The following is a 16,978-nucleotide window of genomic DNA, read 5'->3' as shown; positions in this document are numbered from 1 at the left end:
GAGGGAACAAAACCCCTCGGCCGGGTAAGCGCAGCGCTACCCGGCAGACGAATCACGCAAAGTGGTCGTAACCCTTCCAGTCAAGCGTAACCGGCGCGCCATCACGCACAAATTTCAGCCCTTCGCTTTCCGGCATAATCTGTCCGATACAGGTAAACTTCGCCCCAAGGTGAGCTAGCGCCACGTCCAGCGTTCCCCGGTTCAGCTCCGGTACGGTAAAGCACAGCTCATAATCTTCGCCGCCGGAGAGCGCCCAGCGCAGAGCCTGCTCAGGTTCCACATGGCGAAGCAATGGCTCTGACAGTGGGAACAGATCCAGATCTACGCGCGCGCCCACACCGCTGGCCTTCAGAATATGGCCGAGATCGGAGATAAGCCCGTCAGAGAGATCGATAGCCGAGCTTGCCCGCTCGCGCAGCGCCTGGCCGTGCAAAATACGCGGCGTTGGGCGCAGATGGCGTTTCACCAGATATGCCGCATCGTCGGTATCCTTGACGCGTAAGCGGTCCTGGAGGATCGCCAGCCCTGCGGCGCTGTCGCCCGGCGTGCCGGTCACGTAGATCCAGTCACCCGGCTTTGCGCCCGAGCGTTTAAGCGCCCGGCCCAGCGGGACATAGCCGTGGATCGCAAGCGTCATCGACAGCGGCCCGGCAGTGGTGTCACCGCCGATCAGCTGCATATCGTAGTAGTTGAGCTGATCAAACAGCGCATCGCTAAAGGCTTCAAGCCAGTCTTCATCCACCTCGGGCAGCGTCAACGCCAGCGTCAGCCACGCGGGATCGGCGCCCATGGCCGCTAAATCGCTTACGTTGACCGCCAGCGCTTTATACGCCAGATCGGCGGGATCGATATCAGGTAAAAAATGACGTCCGCACACTAAGGTGTCGGTGCTGATTGCCAGCGTCTGTTTTTCGGGAATATTGAGAAGTGCGCAGTCATCGCCAATGCCGGTTTCAACATCAAGACGAGAGGTTCTGACACGGTCGAAATAACGGGCAATCAGGGAGAATTCGCCGCATGCCATACGTTATGCCTCAGCAAATTAAATAAAAAAACCGGAGCCGCACTGCCCGGCAGGCAATGCAAAACTCCGGTTTGCGGATCACTTTTTGTGGGGACGGATCGCAGGTGCGGCTTTATCCAGCACGCCGTTTACAAATTTATGGCTGTCTTCAGCGCCGAAGGTTTTCGCCAGTTCGATCGCTTCGTTGATGGCCACTTTGTACGGCACATCATCACGTTTAGACAACTCAAACAGCGCGATACGCAACACTGCTTTCTCAACCTGACCCAGCTCTTCGAGCAGACGGGACAGGTATGGCTTCATCAGACCATCGAGATACGCGCTATTAGTCGCCACTCCCGACAGCAGTTCACGGAAGTACAGAACGTCAACGTCTTTCACGTCCTGTTCTGACAGGAACTGGTATTCAACATCAGCGATGTCGTTCTGGGACAACTGCCAGGAGTAAAGTGCCTGGACGGCACATTCACGGGCGCGGCGACGAGCAGCAGGTTTCACGGAATTCCCCTTACAAAAAAATCAGGCCTTAATGGCTTTCAACACATTGATCATTTCAAGCGCGGTCAGTGCAGCTTCTGCACCTTTGTTACCGGCTTTGGTACCAGCGCGCTCAATGGCTTGTTCAATACTTTCGGTAGTCAGCACGCCAAACGCGACAGGAATTTCTGCATCCTGCGCAACGTGTGCCAGACCATTGCTTGCACCGCCTGCAACGTACTCGAAGTGTGCAGTGCCGCCACGAATAACGGTACCCAGCGCAATCACCGCGTCGTATTTACCGGTTTTCGCCAGCGCGCCCGCTGCCAGTGGCAGTTCATAAGCACCTGGAACCCAAACAACGGTAATGTTGTCATCTTTAACCTGGCCGATACGTTTCAGGGCGTCAATGGCACCTTCCAGCAGGCTGTCGTTGATGAAGTTGTTGAAACGCGCAATGGTGATGGCGACGCGAGCGTCCGGGGTAGCTACAGCAGCTTCAATAATGTTCATACTCTTCCTTTACGGGTTCATTTGGCCCCGCAGGGGGGCGGATTTTATCATAATACTTTGCGCACTGCTTCCCTATTTCAGGAGCAATTACGCTGGCGTTAAATGGAGGCAGACATCCGGGCCCACCGGACGAATCTCGCTAAATTTGAGTTGTGGTGCATCGCCAAGTTTTTCAAGACCCGGCAGCACAAACAGACCACGCGCATCGTTACCCAACAGTTTAGGTGCTACGTAGACAATCAGCTCATCCACCAGCCCGGCCTGCAGCAGCGCGCCGGCCAGCGTCGGCCCCGCTTCTACCCAGATACTGTTCACCTGTTGCTTACCAAGCAGCATCATCAGCACCACTAAGTCGAGGTGCCCGTTATGCTCTGGCACCATGATGCTGCGTACGCCTTGCGGCCATTCACGCGCATCGTCCTGCGTGCGTGCAATCCAGGTTTCGCCCGGCTGTTGCACGATGCGGTGCGCAGGCGTGATGCGATTCTGGCTATCGATGACAATACGCAGCGGCTGACGCAGGTTTTCCTGCGGGTAGCACGCCTGGGTATCGGCATTCAGTTCATCCCAGCGCACGGTCATGGCAGGATTATCAGCCAGAACCGTTTCACTGCTGGTGAGGATAGCATGGCTTTGCGCGCGCAGACGTTGCACATCGCGCCTTGCCTGCGCAGAGGTGATCCACTGGCTCTCGCCGTTCGCCATCGCCGTACGACCATCCAGTGAGGCCCCAAGCTTAAGCTGAATGTACGGGAACCCGGTGCGCATGCGCTTCAGGAAGCCTTTGTTGATCGCTTCTGCATCCTGCATCATCAGACCGTGACTGACATCAACTCCTTCCTGCTGCAGTCGATACAGGCCGCGTCCGGCAACCTGCGGATTGGGATCCTGCATCGCCGCGACAACGCGCGCGACACCCGCCGCAATCAGTGCTTCACAGCACGGCGGGGTACGGCCGTGGTGGCTGCAGGGTTCCAGCGTCACGTAGGCCGTTGCACCGCGCGCCTTTTCGCCGGCCATGCGCAGGGCATGAACTTCGGCATGGGGCTCACCGGCACGGTAGTGAAACCCTTCGCCCACGATCTCGCCATCGTTGACAATGACGCACCCGACGTTAGGGTTGGGATGGGTGGTAAAACGACCGCGCTGCGCCAGCTTCATGGCTCGCGCCATGTAAATCTCATCCTGCATGAGCTTAATCCTGTAAGCGGGCGATCTCTTCGCCAAACTCTTTGATATCTTCGAAACTGCGGTACACAGAGGCGAAGCGGATATAGGCGACCTTATCGAGCTTTTTCAGTTGCTCCATCACCAGGTTGCCAATCATCTTGCTTGGCACCTCGCGCTCACCCAAACCACGAAGGTAAGATTTTATGTGGTTTAACGCCATTTCGACGTCATCTGCACTGACAGGGCGTTTTTCCAGCGCCTTGAGCATCCCGCTGCGCAGTTTCTCTTCGTTAAACGGCTCACGCACGTCGTTACTTTTTACCACGCGCGGCATTACCAGCTCTGCAACCTCAAAGGTCGTGAAACGCTCGTTGCACACCAGACATTGCCGGCGGCGGCGTACGGAAGACCCTTCGCCCACAAGGCGAGAGTCGATAACTTTGGTATCCACAGCGGAGCAGAATGGGCAATGCATACGGTATCCCTGTTATGTGGTTAACTGATTTTCATTTTACCCTGATCTGGCCTGACAACAAAGGAAGAGCTTTTTGAGACAAAGGATCTATGCCTGTTAATGCGATGCTGGCTACCATTACGGAGATCCGTTATTTCAAGGAAATAAACGCAATGACAAGACGTTACCTGAAAATATTGCTGGTGGGGAGTCTGTTTACCCTTAGCGCCTGTGCACAGCAAACCGAAGTCCGTCAAATGAAACAAAGCGTGAATACGCTCAATACCGCGATGGACAAACTGAACAAAGAAACCGTGAAGATCACCCAGCAAAACGCGCTGAATGCCAAATCCAGCAGCGGGGTTTATCTGCTGCCCGGGTCAAACACCCCGGCGCGCCTCAACAGCCAGATTGGCACGCTGAAAATGTTACTGGTTAACGTGGCGGCCAATGCGGATGGTACTCGCGCAACATTACGCATTCAGGGGGAATCCAACGATCCTCTGCCAGCCTTTAGCGGCACCGTCGAGTGGGGGCAGATTCAGGGCACCACCGAGAACTATCAGGAAGTGAACGTGAAGAGCCAGCTGTTCACCGCTCCCGCCAGCGTGCTGGCCCCGAGCGATGTTGACATTCCGATCCAGCTGAACGGACTTACGCCGGATCAGTTAGGTTTCATCCGCATTCACGATATCCAGCCTGCCGCGCAGTAATCCTCTTTCAGCGGAGTGCAATGTCACTCCGCTAACATTTACAATCCGCAAAGATTGGCAACAGAAATCATTGCCGCTACAATCCCCGCCGTTTAAAGTACGCAAACGTGAACGCAATCGATTACGCGTGTGAGAGATATGTGAAACAACACATATTTTTGTGAGCAAGGATTCCTATAATAGGCTCCGCAGAAACACGAAATATTTAGAAACGCAATTCGCGCATTTTTCACTCCCGGAAGGGAATTTCAATCAGTGGCATGATTATGAAAAAAACATTACTCGCGGCTGGCGCCGTGCTGGCACTCTCCTCCACTTTCACTGTTAACGCAGCGGAAAACGATAAACCACAATACCTCTCCGACTGGTGGCACCAGAGCGTTAACGTGGTCGGCAGCTATCACACCCGTTTCGGACCACAGATCCGCAACGATACCTACCTGGAGTACGAAGCCTTCGCCAAGAAAGACTGGTTCGATTTCTACGGCTATATGGATGCACCGGTCTTCTTCGGTGGTAACACCGATGCGAAAGGTATCTGGAACCACGGTTCCCCCCTGTTCATGGAGATCGAACCCCGCTTCTCCATTGATAAGCTGACGGGCACCAGCCTGGCGTTTGGTCCATTCAAAGAGTGGTACTTCGCGAACAACTACATCTACGACATGGGCCGTAACGCGTCCGGTCGTCAGAGCACCTGGTATATGGGCCTGGGTACCGACATCGACACCGGTCTGCCAATGAGCCTGTCCCTGAACGTCTATGCGAAATACCAGTGGCAGAACTACGGTGCCGCGAACGAAAACGAGTGGGATGGCTACCGTTTCAAAGTGAAATACTTTGTGCCAATTACCCAGCTGTGGGGCGGTAACCTGAGCTATATCGGTTTCACCAACTTTGACTGGGGTTCAGACCTGGGCGACAACGACTTCCGTGATCTGAACGGTAAGAAAGCGCGTACCAACGACTCCATCGCCTCCAGCCACATCCTGGCGCTGAACTACGATCACTGGCACTACTCCGTTGTTGCGCGTTACTGGCATAACGGCGGTCAGTGGAACGATGACGCAAGCCTGAACTTCGGCAATGGCGACTTCAGCGTACGTTCTACCGGCTGGGGTGGTTACCTGGTTGTCGGTTACAACTTCTGATGTGAAAGAAGGCAAAAACGGACAAAGCCAGCTGATATGCTGGCTTTTTTATTGCTTCACCTTACGCAGAAAATCCGCCAGCGATCGCTCCGCGCTTTCGCTAAAACGCCTCTGCGTGAGCGTAATATTCAGACACCTGTCGAGCCGGAAGCAGCGGTAGTCATCACGCCGTTCACACCACGCGGCCAGCAGCCAGTGTTCTCCCCAGAAGAACAGCCCCAGCGGCTGAATGTCACGCCATGTCAGATGCCCGGCTTCATCACGATAATGCAGCGCCAGTACGCACTGGGCAGAAATAGCCTGATGAATAATATCAAAGTCGCTGCGCGAATGCGGCTGAAGCGCAATATCCGGCGCATATATTCGCGTCTGCTCCGCCTTACGTCGGCTCTCCTCGGGCAGGATCGCCAGTACCTTCTCCTGCGCCGACTCAAGCTCACGCGAGAGCGAGTCGCCCCCCCAGGTTTTCAGCAGACGGATGGCGACCATCAGCGCTTCAGATTCTTTGTTCGTCAGCATCAGCGGAGGTAAGTCAAAACCGGACATCAGCCGATAGCCGCTTCCCGCCTCCCCTTCCACCGGCACGCCGGAAAGCGACAGGTCGCGGATATCACGGTATACGGTCCGTTCCGATACGCTCAACCTGTCCGCCAGATGCGCTGCCGTTGTCAGACGCCTGCCTCTCAGGATCTGCACAATCTGAAACAAACGGTCAGCGCGTCGGGTCATATCGTATTCAGCTCTCAGGCAGGTTGATGGAGGCCGACGCGATTACCTTCGCTGTCGGTAAACAAGGCTATGGTGCCAATGCCACGCGGCAATTCCAGCGGGCCAAACACGCACTCGCCACCCGCAGACGCGATGCGATCGAGCGTTGCCGCCAGGTTGTCAGTATGCAGGTAAATAATAGCGCCCTGTACGGACGGTGTAATGCCCTCAAATTTTGCCAGCGCGCCGCCGGTGGCCGGATCGTCATGCGGGAAAACGGCTAACTCAGCCACATCCATTTTCTCTCGTCTCAGCTGTACCTGCATCACGGGCTCATAAAATTTGATAGCGCGATCCATATCGGCGACCGGAATTTCAAACCAGTTAATTACACTCTTCATACATCCTCCTGCCTGTTGTTTGGGTTCGAAAAGAGTCTACGACAGGGCTCCTGACAGCATACTGTCAGGAGTGTTTGGCAGGAGCAGATAAAAAAAATCCCGGTCAACAGACCGGGATTTCGGGAACGAACGACACGTCGTCTTACGGCAGAATAGACGGCTGATCCGCCCCTTCTTTCTCGACTTTCTGCTGGAGCAGGTGCTCGCGCTTCATGCCAAGTTTCAGTGCCAGTGCGGAGGCGACGTAGATAGATGAAGCCGTACCGATAGAGACACCGATCAGCATGGTCAGCGAGAAGCCTTCCAGTACCGGGCCACCGAAGAGGAACAGCATCAGGATCACCATCAAGGTGGTTCCGGATGTGATCAACGTACGGTGCAGCGTCTGGGTCAACGACACGTTAAAGATTTCGTACGGCGTACCGCGACGGATCTTACGGAAGTTTTCACGAATACGGTCAGATACCACGATACTGTCGTTCAGTGAGTAACCGATAACGGACATCAGGGATGCCACGATTGTCAGGTCAATCTCAATGTGGAACAGAGACAGTATGCCCATGGTGATCACCACGTCGTGCGCCAGGGCGATAACCACACCCGCCGCCAGTCGCCACTCAAAGCGGAAACCGACGTACACCAGAATGGAGATCAGAGCCACCAGCAGCGCCATCGCACCGGTTTGCGCCAGGTCAGCACCTACGCTTGGCCCGACGAACTCGATACGCTTAACCGTCGCATGCTGGTTGGTTGTTTCGTTAACCACGTTAACAACCTTGCTGCCCAGTTCCTGGCTGCCGTTCGCATCGTGCACCGGCGGCATACGCACCATGATGTCACGGCTGCTGCCGAAGTTCTGCAGCAACGGCTCTTCAAAGCCCGCTTTCTGCAAAGACTGGCGCATCTGGTCCATATCGACCGGTTTTTCCAGGGAGATCTCAATTACCGTACCGCCGGTGAAATCAAGACCCCAGTTAAAGCCTTTCACGCCCATCACGATAAGGGAGAGGATCAGCAGTAAACCTGAAATGCCGAAAGCCCAGTAGTCCCAGCGCATAAAGTCCCAGACTTTACGGCCGTGGTTCAATTGTTCAACAGTATATTCCTGTGCCACAACGCACTCCTCAGATAGACAGCTTTTTGACGCGCTTGCCGCCATACAGCAGGTTCACGATGGCACGGGTGCCGACAATAGCGGTAAACATTGACGTTGCAACACCGATACCGGTGGTGATCGCAAAGCCTTTGATAGCGCCAGTCCCCACTGCATACAGGATAAGAACCTTAATCAGTGTTGTTACGTTCGCATCGAAGATGGAGCTGAATGCCCCTTTGTAGCCTTCGTCAATCGCCTGCTGAACAGAGCGACCGTTGCTTAACTCTTCTTTGATACGTTCGTTTATCAGTACGTTGGCGTCGACCGCCACCGCAAGGGTTAAGACGATACCGGCAATCCCCGGCATGGTCAGCGTCGCCCCCGGCAGCAGAGACATGATGCCGATAATCAGCACCAGGTTCGCAACCAGTGCGCTTGTCGCAATCAGACCAAACTTCTTATAGAAGAAGATCATGAAGAGGATGGAGACCACCAGACCGGCCAGACACGCTTCCAGACCCTGCTTGATGTTTTGCATCCCCAGCGTTGGACCAATGGTACGTTCTTCAACAATCTGAATCGGTGCAATCAGCGCACCGGCACGCAGCAGCAGTGAAAGCTGACGCGCTTCGTTCGGGTTGTTGATACCAGTGATGCGGAAGCTGTTACCCAGACGAGACTGGATGTTGGCGATGTTAATCACCTCTTCCTCTTTCACCAGCACCGCGCGGCCGTTTGCATCTTTCTTACCGCTGTCTTTGTACTCCACGAACAGGGTCGCCATCGGTTTACCGATGTTGTCCTTGGTGAAGTTAGACATGATGTTACCACCCGCACTATCCAGCGAGATGTTAACCTGCGGCTGGTTGTATTCGTCCTGGCTGGATGTGGAGTCGGTGATGTGGTCACCGGTCAGGATCACGCGTTTGTACAGCACAACTGGCTGACCTTCGCGGGTCTGTTTCACTTCCGAATCGCCCGGAATACGGCCTGCGGCAGCAGCGGACTGATCGACGTTGGAGTTAACCAGACGGAATTCCAGCGTGGCAGTTGCCCCCAGAATCTCTTTCGCACGTGCCGTGTCCTGAATCCCCGGGAGCTCCACCACGATACGGTCAGCACCCTGACGCTGTACCAGTGGCTCAGCAACACCCAGCTGGTTTACACGGTTACGCAGAATATTGATGTTCTGCTGAACGGCGTATTCACGGGCTTCTTTCAGGCGAGCATCGGTCATCACCGCGCGCAGCTGGTTGCTGCCCTGAGAGGTGATCACGAGGTCACGGTGACGTTGAGTCAGGTAATCTACAGCCTGATCGCGCGCCGCGCTGTCGCGGAACGTGATGCTCATACCGTAGTTATCTTCTTTACGAACGGTAGTGTAAGCGATGCCTTTTTCGCGCAGATCGCTGCGCAGGCTGTCGATGTTTTGTTCCTGCAGTTTGCCGAGCGCGGTATCCATATCCACTTCCATCAGGAAGTGAACACCGCCACGCAGGTCAAGACCGAGTTTCATTGGCTCTGCATTCAACGCAGCCAGCCAACGCGGGGTTGCAGGAGCAAGGTTAAGCGCCACGACGTATTTATCACCCAGCACGCCCATCAGCACTTCGCGAGCGCGGAGCTGCGTGTCGGTGGTGTCGAAGCGAGCAAGAATTGCGCCCTCTTCCAGAGCCACAGACTTAGCGGTAATTTTTTCTTCTTGTAACGATTTCTGGACCTGGATCAGCGTTTGCTCACTGGCGGCGGCACCGCGCGCGCCAGTGATTTGAACAGCCGGATCCTCACCATACAGGTTGGGAAGCGCGTACAGCAGGCCGACGAGAATCACGGCGACCAGCATGATGTACTTCCACAAAGGATAACGGTTTAACACGGCAGTTCCCTTTGGGAAAAGTTGGGATTACAGCGCCTTCATGGTGCCTTTCGGCAGAACGGCAGCTACGAAGTCACGTTTGATAACCACTTCAGTGGTGTCGTTCAGGGCAATAGCAATGTAGCCACTTTCAGCCACTTTGGTTACGCGACCGACCAGACCACCGTTGGTCAGCACTTCATCACCTTTGGCAATGGAGTCCATCAGCTTTTTGTGCTCTTTGGTACGCTTCTGCTGTGGGCGCAGGATCATGAAGTAGAAGATCAGACCGAACACAACCAGCATCAGAATCAGAGACATCGGGCTGCCCTGCGCCGGAGCACCTGTTGCCGCTACCGCATCAGAAATAAAAAAGCTCATTCAAATTCCCTCATTATTAAAATTAATCAACGTTCAAAGGTGGAACGGTTCGACCCTGACGTTGGTAAAAATCGGTCACGAAGCTCTCTAATTTACCCTCTTCAATAGCCTTGCGTAAACCAGCCATTAAGCGCTGATAATAACGAAGATTATGAATGGTGTTGAGACGCGCGCCCAAAATCTCATTGCAACGATCAAGATGATGCAGGTACGCGCGAGAATAATTGCGACAGGTGTAGCAATCGCACTCGGAATCGAGCGGGCTGGTGTCACTCTTATGCTTCGCGTTACGGATTTTCACCACGCCATCGGTCACAAACAGATGACCGTTACGCGCGTTGCGGGTTGGCATAACGCAGTCGAACATATCAATGCCGCGGCGCACACCTTCAACCAGGTCCTCAGGTTTACCCACACCCATCAGGTAACGGGGTTTATCTGCCGGGATTTGCGGGCAGACATGCTCCAGAATGCGATGCATGTCTTCCTTCGGTTCACCCACAGCCAAACCGCCGACAGCGTAGCCATCAAAACCTATCTCTACCAGACCTTTAACAGAGATATCGCGTAAATCTTCGTAAACGCTGCCCTGGATAATACCGAACAGCGCATTTTTGTTCTGCAGGGAATCAAAGCGGTCACGGCTACGCTTCGCCCAGCGCAACGACATCTCCATGGAGCGTTTCGCGTAATCCCAGTCGGCCGGGTATGGCGTACATTCGTCGAAGATCATCACGATATCAGAGCCGAGATCGTACTGAATCTCCATAGACTTTTCAGGATCGAGGAAAATCGGATCGCCGTTGATCGGGTTACGGAAGTGTACGCCCTGCTCGGTGATCTTACGGATGTCGCCCAGGCTGAAGACCTGGAAACCACCGGAGTCGGTCAGGATCGGGCCTTTCCACTGCATGAAGTCATGCAAATCGCCGTGCAGCTTCATGATCTCCTGGCCAGGACGCAGCCACAGGTGGAAGGTATTGCCGAGGATAATCTGTGCGCCAGTGGCTTCCACTTCTTCCGGCGTCATCCCTTTTACGGTGCCGTAGGTGCCCACAGGCATAAACGCGGGGGTTTCCACCACACCGCGATCAAACACCAGGCGGCCGCGACGTGCGCGACCATCGGTGGTATCGAGTTCAAATTTCATTTTTTCTCCGACGTCAGAAAAACAGTCCAACGTTGTAAAACGGTGCCGCGGACTTATTCCCCGACACGCTCATTCAAAGCCTGCGGATTGTACGTGATAAACATCGCGTCCCCGTAGCTAAAAAAGCGATATTTTTGTTCTACCGCAGACTTGTACGCCGCCATGGTGTGCTGATAACCCGCAAAAGCGGACACCAGCATAATCAGCGTTGATTCAGGCAGATGGAAGTTGGTTACCAGGGCATCAATCACGTTGTACTGATAGCCCGGGTAGATAAAGATCTGCGTATCGCCAAAGAAAGGCTCAATCAGGTCATTTTTGGCGGCCTGCGCGGCGCTCTCAAGGGAGCGTACCGACGTGGTGCCCACTGCCACAACGCGGTTACCGCGTGCTTTGGCGGCCAGAACGGCATCCACCACCTCTTGCGGCACTTCGGCATATTCGGAGTGCATGATGTGGTCTTCGATGCTGTCCACGCGCACCGGCTGGAACGTACCCGCACCGACATGCAGGGTCACGAAGGCCATCTCGATGCCTTTCGCGCGCAATTTTTCCAGCAGCGGTTCATCAAAATGCAGGCCCGCCGTCGGCGCGGCGACCGCGCCAGGCTTCTGGCTGTAGACGGTCTGGTACAGCTCGCGGTCAGCCTCTTCGTCCGGGCGCTCGATGTAAGGGGGCAGCGGCATATGGCCGATCGCATTCAGAATGTCGAGCACCGTGCGCTCGTCATTGAACGCCACCTCAAACAGCGCATCGTGACGCGCGGTCATGGTTGCACGGATGCTCTCATCATCGCCAAGCAGCAGCTCTGCACCCGGCTTCGGCGCTTTAGAGGCGCGAATATGTGCCAGAATACGTTTATCATCAAGCATACGTTCGACCAGCACTTCAATCTTGCCGCCGCTGGCTTTACGGCCAAACAGACGCGCCGGGATCACGCGGGTATTGTTAAAGACCAGCAGATCGCCAGGGTTGAGCTTGTCGAGCAAATCGGTGAAAGTACCGTGCGTCAGCTCGCCCGTCGGCCCATCCAGTGACAGCAAACGACAGCTACTGCGCTCAGGCATTGGGTAGTGAGCAATCAGGGATTCAGGTAGTTCAAAGGAGAAATCGGCGACGCGCATGACGTATACTCGTGACTTAAAAACAGGCGGCATAGTCTAGTGCTCACACCCTTTTGCTGCAACAACTAGCCGCCCCTGGACAAATAAAACGCATGAATTTTCTCGCTCACCTGCATCTTGCTCATCTCGCTGACAGCTCTCTTTCCGGCAATCTGCTGGCCGATTTCGTGCGCGGTAATCCCGCCGACGCGTACTCCGCAGAGGTTGTCGACGGGATTTTTATGCATCGCCGTATCGACGTACTGACCGATAACCTGCCGGAAGTCCAGGAAGCCAAAGCGTGGTTCCGCCCTGAAACGCGGCGCGTCGCACCGATCACGCTCGATGTAATGTGGGACCATTTCCTCTCGCGGCACTGGGAAACACTCTCTCCTGAGATGCCCCTAAACGCGTTCGTGCGCTATGCCCACCAGCAGGTGTCCATTATTTTGCCGGATTCACCGCCGCGCTTTGTGAATCTGAATAACTATCTCTGGTCAGAACGCTGGCTTGAGCGCTATCGCGAGATGGACTTTATACAGAATGTGTTAAACGGGATGGCGAGTCGCCGACCGCGACTCGACGCGCTGCGCGACTCCTGGCATGACCTGGACGCCCACTACGAGGCGCTGGAGACGCGGTTCTGGCAGTTCTATCCGCGTATGATGACCCAGGCGAAAAACAAACAGCTATAACAGAAATGCCATTGATAGGTGAAAGCTTGCTGAACGATTGTTAGCGCCTCTTTGTCTTATCAATGAACACTCTCTATACTGGGCGGCGTTGCGTTCCAAATAACCTTAGTATCTACAGGAGAATCACATGGTTCTGGTAACTCGTCCGGCTCCGGATTTTACAGCTGCAGCAGTTCTGGGCAACGGTGAAATCGTTGAAAACTTCAACTTCAAACAGCACACCAACGGTAAAGCGACCGTTCTGTTCTTCTGGCCAATGGACTTCACTTTCGTTTGCCCGTCTGAGCTGATCGCATTCGACAAACGTTACGAAGAATTCCAGAAGCGTGGCGTAGAAGTTGTAGGCGTCTCCTTCGACTCTGAATTTGTACACAACGCATGGCGTAACACCCCTGTCGACAAAGGCGGCATCGGTGCGGTGAAATACGCAATGGTTGCGGACATCAAACGCGAAATCCAGCAGGCTTACGGTATCGAACATCCGGACGCTGGCGTTGCACTGCGCGGTTCTTTCCTGATCGACGCAAACGGCATCGTTCGTCACCAGGTTGTTAACGATCTGCCACTGGGTCGTAACATCGACGAAATGCTGCGCATGGTTGACGCGCTGCAGTTCCACGAAGAGCACGGTGAAGTGTGCCCGGCTCAGTGGGAAAAAGGTAAAGAAGGTATGAACGCGTCTCCGGACGGCGTTGCTAAATACCTGTCTGAGAACGTATCCAGCCTGTAATCGGCACGGTTTACGGAAAAGGCCCGCATTAGCGGGCCTTTTTGTTTTGTACGATCTCACTTTCACACGTTAAAACGCGAAGCACGAGCACCCCAGCACGCCCCAGAATGCCTGGTCATCAGATACCGGGATATCCGATTGCCGCGCAATGCCGTGCGCATGGCCATGCACCCCGCAGCTACCAATGCACTGGTGCATCTGTACCACCGCCCCCACTTTACTGGCTGCAGGCGGCGCAGAGCGGTAATGCCCCGGGACTTTCACGACCGGTGACCACGACGGCACAACCGGGATCGGCGGCGGTGACAGCGGACTGAAATGACCGGCGGCATACACGACCTTGCCATCCACAACGGTCAGCACCGATTCAATGCCCTTGATCTCCTCTTCCGTCACGCTGAAGTAATCTTTCGACAGCACCACCAGGTCCGCAAGCTGCCCTTCAACCAGACGGCCTTTTTTACCCTGCTCGCTGGAAAACCACGCGCTGCCTGCGGTCCACAGCTCCAGCGCTACCTCACGCGGCAGGCGGTTATTGTCGTCATACATCGCCAGGCCGCCGACGGTTCGCCCGGAGACCAGCCAGTAGAGCGCCGTCCACGGGTTATAGCTCGCCACACGGGTTGCGTCAGTACCTAACCCAACCGGCACGTCCAGCTCCAGCATTTTCGCCACCGGTGGCGTGTGTTTCACCGCCTCTTTGCCGTAGCGGTCGACGAAATATTCGCCCTGGAACGCCATACGGTGCTGCACCGCAATACCGCCCCCCAACGCTTTGACGCGCTCGATATTACGTTCGGTAATGGTCTCCGCATGGTCAAAGAACCAGTGCAGGCCGTTAAACGGAATCTCACGGTTCACCTTCTCAAAGACATCCAGCATCCGGCTGATGGATTCGTCATAAGTGGCATGCAGCCGGAACGGCCAGCGGTTTTCCACCAGGTGGCGCACCACGCGTTCCAGCTCGTCTTCCATCCCTTGCAGCAGATCCGGGCGCGGCTGGAGGAAATCTTCAAAATCCGCCGCCGAGAAGACCAGCATCTCTCCTGCCCCGTTCGCACGATAAAAGTCTGTGCCCTGCCCCGGTTTGAGCATATCGGTCCAGCGCTCAAAATCCTCCAGCTCCTGTTTAGGGCGCTGGGTGAAGAGGTTGTAGGCAATACGCACCGTCATCTGCTCTTTGGCGTGCAGTTCGGCAATCACCTCGTAATCTTCCGGGTAGTTCTGGAAGCCGCCGCCGGCATCAATGGCGCTGGTCAGCCCCAGACGGTTAAGCTCGCGCATAAACTGGCGCGTGGAGTTAACCTGCTGCTCGATGGGGAGTTTCGGTCCTTTTGCCAGCGTGGCGTAGAGGATCATCGCGTTAGGTTTAGCGATCAGCAGCCCGGTCGGGTTGCCGTGGTTATCACGCACAATCTCCCCGCCCGGCGGGTTTGGCGTCTCTTTGGTGTAGCCGACAGCTTTCAACGCAGCGCGGTTAAGCAGGGCACGATCGTAGAGGTGCAGGACAAACACCGGCGTATCCGGTGCCGCCTCGTTAAGCTCTTCGATGGTCGGCATCCGGCGTTCGGCGAACTGAAACTCGCTCCAGCCGCCCACCACCCGAACCCACTGAGGTGAAGGTGTACGATCGGCCTGATCTTTCAACATCCTTAGCGCATCCGCCAGCGACGGTACGCCTTCCCAGCGCAGCTCGAGGTTGTAGTTCAGCCCGCCGCGGATCAGGTGCAGGTGCGAATCGTTAAGCCCGGGGATCACCGTACTTCCCTTCAGATCGACAATCTGCGTTCCCTGCGTCGCATAGCTCATAATGCGATCGTGGTTGCCCGTCGCCAGGATCTTGCCGTTAGCAATAGCCACCGCTTCCGTGAGCGGGTTTTCGCGATCGAGGGTATGGATCTTACCTTTGGTTAAGATCAGTGTGGCAGTTTGAGACATAACGTACTCCTTTCAGCCGAATCAGGCTTTTTTGAGCCATCCGGCAAACAGACGGGTCACGATGGGCATCCACAGCCAGACCACCAGCGCGACCACACAGGCATCGTTAATCAGATGCAGCAACAACGTACCTTTCAGGCCAGGAAGCAATACACCGGTCACCAGCGGCACCAGGTTGGTACTGGGGAAGATAACCAGCAGGGTAATGAGAAACTGTTTCCACTGTTTAGGCTTACGCACATGAGGCTCCGGTGGAGTAAACCAGAACGCCGCCTCGGTACGCACTTCGGTTTTATCGCCTTCCGCCAGCAGCGGTTCAATCTCTTTTACCAGCGCATTACGGGTATCGGACTGGGTCCATGCAGAAAGGTGTTCGAGGGTGTCGAAACGGATTATCACCGTCCACAGATGTTGTCCGTCGGTCGGGCGGATGACGTTCGCGCCAAGATGCCCCGGAAATTCCGCCGCGATGGGCATGATCTTACCCAGCCACTGTTCGTATCGCTCAGCCTGACCCGGCAGCAAGGTGTGGGTGATCACCAGCGTGACATGCGATGTGTGCGCCATAATAGTTTCCTGGTCATTAATGGGCGGGAGAACCCCGCCCTGAAAGGTTTACGCTTTGCGTTCTGGCGCGCCGTGAACGAGGGTGTAGGCATAGTCAACGCCCATGCCATAAGCACCGCTGTGCTCACGGACCAGGTCCATGACCGCGTCGTAAGTGCCTTTGCGAGACCAGTCGCGCTGATACTCAAGCAGCACCTGCTGCCAGGTCACAGGAACCGCGCCCGCTTGAACCATACGGTCAATCGCACGTTCATGGGCATCTACGGAGGTACCGCCGGAAGTATCGGTTACTACATAAACTTCAAACCCTTCATCCAGAGCCATCAGCGCCGGGAAGGTCAGGCAAACTTCGGTCCACAGGGCTGAGATGATAAGTTTCTTGCGGCCCGTTGCTTTCACTGCCGCAACAAACGCATCGTCTTCCCAGGAGTTCATAGAGGTACGTTCAATCGGTTTAACCGCCGGGTGAACCGCCAGCAATTCTGGCCAGATGTATCCGCTAAAGCTTTTTGTTTCGACAGAGGTGTAGATAACCGGAACATCAAAAATTTTGCCTGCTTTTGCCAGAGCCACCGTATTATTCTTTAATAACTGACGGTCAATATTTGCCACGCCAAAAGACATTTGCGGTTGGTGATCGATAAAAATCAGTACGGAATTGGACGGGTCAATCAGTTCACGAATAGACATAAAAGTACCTTTTAATCAATGTGTTAAAAGCCAACGTTTTGGTGTGCTATATGAGAAAGGGCCCTGACTGATAAAGCAATTTGAGTATAGCGAGAATTGATTGAGCGGATAGTAAAGATATTTGTCCCCTCTGTTGAAATTAACCGAACAACTTAGGGGAAT

19 protein-coding genes are annotated in these 16,978 nt (G+C 55.0%); 4 read left to right on the top strand and 15 right to left on the bottom strand.

Features of this window, described 5'->3' with window-relative positions; translation table 11 throughout:
- Positions 1–52 precede the first annotated feature (52 nt).
- From thiL to nrdR, 5 genes are all read right to left on the bottom strand, one after another.
- Positions 53–1,024 (bottom strand): thiamine-phosphate kinase, encoded by a 972-nt coding sequence (gene thiL / locus L462_RS22690; RefSeq protein ID WP_032677510.1) that lies wholly within the window; start codon positions 1,022–1,024, stop codon positions 53–55.
- Between the two features lie 78 nt (positions 1,025–1,102).
- Positions 1,103–1,522 (bottom strand): transcription antitermination factor NusB, encoded by a 420-nt coding sequence (gene nusB / locus L462_RS22695; protein ID WP_006809908.1) that lies wholly within the window; start codon positions 1,520–1,522, stop codon positions 1,103–1,105.
- A gap of 21 nt (positions 1,523–1,543) precedes the next feature.
- A complete protein-coding gene (gene ribE, locus L462_RS22700) occupies positions 1,544–2,014 on the bottom strand; it encodes a 6,7-dimethyl-8-ribityllumazine synthase (RefSeq protein ID WP_006176874.1) in 471 nt (156 codons plus the stop codon).
- A gap of 87 nt (positions 2,015–2,101) precedes the next feature.
- Positions 2,102–3,205, bottom strand: coding sequence for a bifunctional diaminohydroxyphosphoribosylaminopyrimidine deaminase/5-amino-6-(5-phosphoribosylamino)uracil reductase RibD (gene ribD, locus L462_RS22705; RefSeq protein ID WP_020885222.1), 1,104 nt, complete (start codon positions 3,203–3,205; stop codon positions 2,102–2,104).
- Positions 3,206–3,209: 4 nt separating this feature from the next.
- Positions 3,210–3,659, bottom strand: coding sequence for a transcriptional regulator NrdR (gene nrdR / locus L462_RS22710; RefSeq protein WP_008503337.1), 450 nt, complete (start codon positions 3,657–3,659; stop codon positions 3,210–3,212).
- A 152-nt stretch (positions 3,660–3,811) separates the two neighbouring features.
- Between nrdR and L462_RS22715 the strand changes: the two genes are divergently transcribed.
- Positions 3,812–4,351, top strand: coding sequence for a SadB/YajI family lipoprotein (locus L462_RS22715; RefSeq protein WP_032679649.1), 540 nt, complete (start codon positions 3,812–3,814; stop codon positions 4,349–4,351).
- A gap of 266 nt (positions 4,352–4,617) precedes the next feature.
- Positions 4,618–5,502: a nucleoside-specific channel-forming protein Tsx gene (locus tag L462_RS22720; RefSeq protein ID WP_025204975.1), complete on the top strand. Its 885-nt coding sequence runs from the start codon at positions 4,618–4,620 to the stop codon at positions 5,500–5,502.
- A gap of 48 nt (positions 5,503–5,550) precedes the next feature.
- Here L462_RS22720 and L462_RS22725 read toward each other — a convergent pair whose 3' ends face one another.
- The 7 genes from L462_RS22725 to queA form a co-directional block, all read right to left on the bottom strand.
- Positions 5,551–6,231 carry a helix-turn-helix transcriptional regulator gene (locus tag L462_RS22725; protein WP_032677509.1) on the bottom strand — a complete coding sequence of 227 codons (681 nt, stop codon included), beginning with the start codon at positions 6,229–6,231 and terminating at the stop codon, positions 5,551–5,553.
- A gap of 14 nt (positions 6,232–6,245) precedes the next feature.
- Positions 6,246–6,611, bottom strand: a complete 366-nt coding sequence (locus L462_RS22730) for a VOC family protein (protein ID WP_020885224.1) — start codon at positions 6,609–6,611, stop codon at positions 6,246–6,248.
- 142 nt (positions 6,612–6,753) lie between these two features.
- Positions 6,754–7,725, bottom strand: coding sequence for a protein translocase subunit SecF (gene secF, locus L462_RS22735; protein ID WP_020885225.1), 972 nt, complete (start codon positions 7,723–7,725; stop codon positions 6,754–6,756).
- A 10-nt stretch (positions 7,726–7,735) separates the two neighbouring features.
- Positions 7,736–9,583: a protein translocase subunit SecD gene (gene secD, locus L462_RS22740; protein WP_072031432.1), complete on the bottom strand. Its 1,848-nt coding sequence runs from the start codon at positions 9,581–9,583 to the stop codon at positions 7,736–7,738.
- 27 nt (positions 9,584–9,610) lie between these two features.
- On the bottom strand, positions 9,611–9,943 hold the full coding sequence (yajC, locus tag L462_RS22745; protein ID WP_000007630.1) for a preprotein translocase subunit YajC: 333 nt from the start codon (positions 9,941–9,943) through the stop codon (positions 9,611–9,613).
- Between the two features lie 22 nt (positions 9,944–9,965).
- On the bottom strand, positions 9,966–11,093 hold the full coding sequence (tgt, locus tag L462_RS22750) for a tRNA guanosine(34) transglycosylase Tgt (RefSeq protein ID WP_020885227.1): 1,128 nt from the start codon (positions 11,091–11,093) through the stop codon (positions 9,966–9,968).
- A gap of 53 nt (positions 11,094–11,146) precedes the next feature.
- Positions 11,147–12,217: a tRNA preQ1(34) S-adenosylmethionine ribosyltransferase-isomerase QueA gene (queA, locus tag L462_RS22755; RefSeq protein ID WP_032677507.1), complete on the bottom strand. Its 1,071-nt coding sequence runs from the start codon at positions 12,215–12,217 to the stop codon at positions 11,147–11,149.
- A 92-nt stretch (positions 12,218–12,309) separates the two neighbouring features.
- Here queA and acpH point away from each other — a divergent pair, with 92 nt between their 5' ends.
- Together acpH and L462_RS22765 are read left to right on the top strand one after the other, a co-directional pair.
- Entirely contained in the window at positions 12,310–12,891 is a 582-nt protein-coding gene (acpH, locus tag L462_RS22760; protein ID WP_025204983.1) for an ACP phosphodiesterase, read from the top strand.
- Positions 12,892–13,018: 127 nt separating this feature from the next.
- Positions 13,019–13,621 carry a peroxiredoxin gene (locus tag L462_RS22765; protein WP_014168840.1) on the top strand — a complete coding sequence of 201 codons (603 nt, stop codon included), beginning with the start codon at positions 13,019–13,021 and terminating at the stop codon, positions 13,619–13,621.
- 69 nt (positions 13,622–13,690) lie between these two features.
- Here L462_RS22765 and L462_RS22770 read toward each other — a convergent pair whose 3' ends face one another.
- Genes L462_RS22770 through L462_RS22780 form a run of 3 tightly spaced genes read right to left on the bottom strand, consistent with a single transcriptional unit; the run spans position 13,691 to position 16,816 of the window.
- On the bottom strand, positions 13,691–15,559 hold the full coding sequence (locus L462_RS22770; protein WP_032677506.1) for an amidohydrolase: 1,869 nt from the start codon (positions 15,557–15,559) through the stop codon (positions 13,691–13,693).
- Between the two features lie 21 nt (positions 15,560–15,580).
- Positions 15,581–16,126, bottom strand: a complete 546-nt coding sequence (locus tag L462_RS22775) for an antibiotic biosynthesis monooxygenase (protein WP_032677505.1) — start codon at positions 16,124–16,126, stop codon at positions 15,581–15,583.
- A 48-nt stretch (positions 16,127–16,174) separates the two neighbouring features.
- Complete coding sequence (locus L462_RS22780) at positions 16,175–16,816, bottom strand: hydrolase (RefSeq protein WP_014168837.1); 642 nt, start codon at positions 16,814–16,816, stop codon at positions 16,175–16,177.
- Positions 16,817–16,978 lie beyond the last annotated feature (162 nt).

This window comes from Enterobacter sp. BIDMC 26, assembly GCF_000534435.1.
Taxonomy (GTDB): Bacteria; Pseudomonadota; Gammaproteobacteria; order Enterobacterales; family Enterobacteriaceae; genus Enterobacter; species Enterobacter ludwigii.
The sequence above is the reverse complement of the archived record's forward strand: the minus strand, read 5'-3'. Positions and strand labels throughout refer to the sequence as shown.

Bases quoted from the DNA above. Each gene is read 5' to 3' on its own strand.
- ribD (WP_020885222.1), bottom strand. From the start codon at position 3,205: ATGCAGGATGAGATTTACATGGCGCGAGCCATGAAGCTGGCGCAGCGC.
- L462_RS22715 (WP_032679649.1), top strand. From the start codon at position 3,812: ATGACAAGACGTTACCTGAAAATATTGCTGGTGGGGAGTCTGTTTACC.
- acpH (WP_025204983.1), top strand. From the start codon at position 12,310: ATGAATTTTCTCGCTCACCTGCATCTTGCTCATCTCGCTGACAGCTCT.
- L462_RS22725 (WP_032677509.1), bottom strand. From the start codon at position 6,231: ATGACCCGACGCGCTGACCGTTTGTTTCAGATTGTGCAGATCCTGAGA.
- yajC (WP_000007630.1), bottom strand. From the start codon at position 9,943: ATGAGCTTTTTTATTTCTGATGCGGTAGCGGCAACAGGTGCTCCGGCG.
- tgt (WP_020885227.1), bottom strand. From the start codon at position 11,093: ATGAAATTTGAACTCGATACCACCGATGGTCGCGCACGTCGCGGCCGC.
- L462_RS22730 (WP_020885224.1), bottom strand. From the start codon at position 6,611: ATGAAGAGTGTAATTAACTGGTTTGAAATTCCGGTCGCCGATATGGAT.
- L462_RS22775 (WP_032677505.1), bottom strand. From the start codon at position 16,126: ATGGCGCACACATCGCATGTCACGCTGGTGATCACCCACACCTTGCTG.
- nrdR (WP_008503337.1), bottom strand. From the start codon at position 3,659: ATGCATTGCCCATTCTGCTCCGCTGTGGATACCAAAGTTATCGACTCT.
- L462_RS22720 (WP_025204975.1), top strand. From the start codon at position 4,618: ATGAAAAAAACATTACTCGCGGCTGGCGCCGTGCTGGCACTCTCCTCC.
- L462_RS22780 (WP_014168837.1), bottom strand. From the start codon at position 16,816: ATGTCTATTCGTGAACTGATTGACCCGTCCAATTCCGTACTGATTTTT.
- queA (WP_032677507.1), bottom strand. From the start codon at position 12,217: ATGCGCGTCGCCGATTTCTCCTTTGAACTACCTGAATCCCTGATTGCT.
- thiL (WP_032677510.1), bottom strand. From the start codon at position 1,024: ATGGCATGCGGCGAATTCTCCCTGATTGCCCGTTATTTCGACCGTGTC.
- ribE (WP_006176874.1), bottom strand. From the start codon at position 2,014: ATGAACATTATTGAAGCTGCTGTAGCTACCCCGGACGCTCGCGTCGCC.
- L462_RS22770 (WP_032677506.1), bottom strand. From the start codon at position 15,559: ATGTCTCAAACTGCCACACTGATCTTAACCAAAGGTAAGATCCATACC.
- L462_RS22765 (WP_014168840.1), top strand. From the start codon at position 13,019: ATGGTTCTGGTAACTCGTCCGGCTCCGGATTTTACAGCTGCAGCAGTT.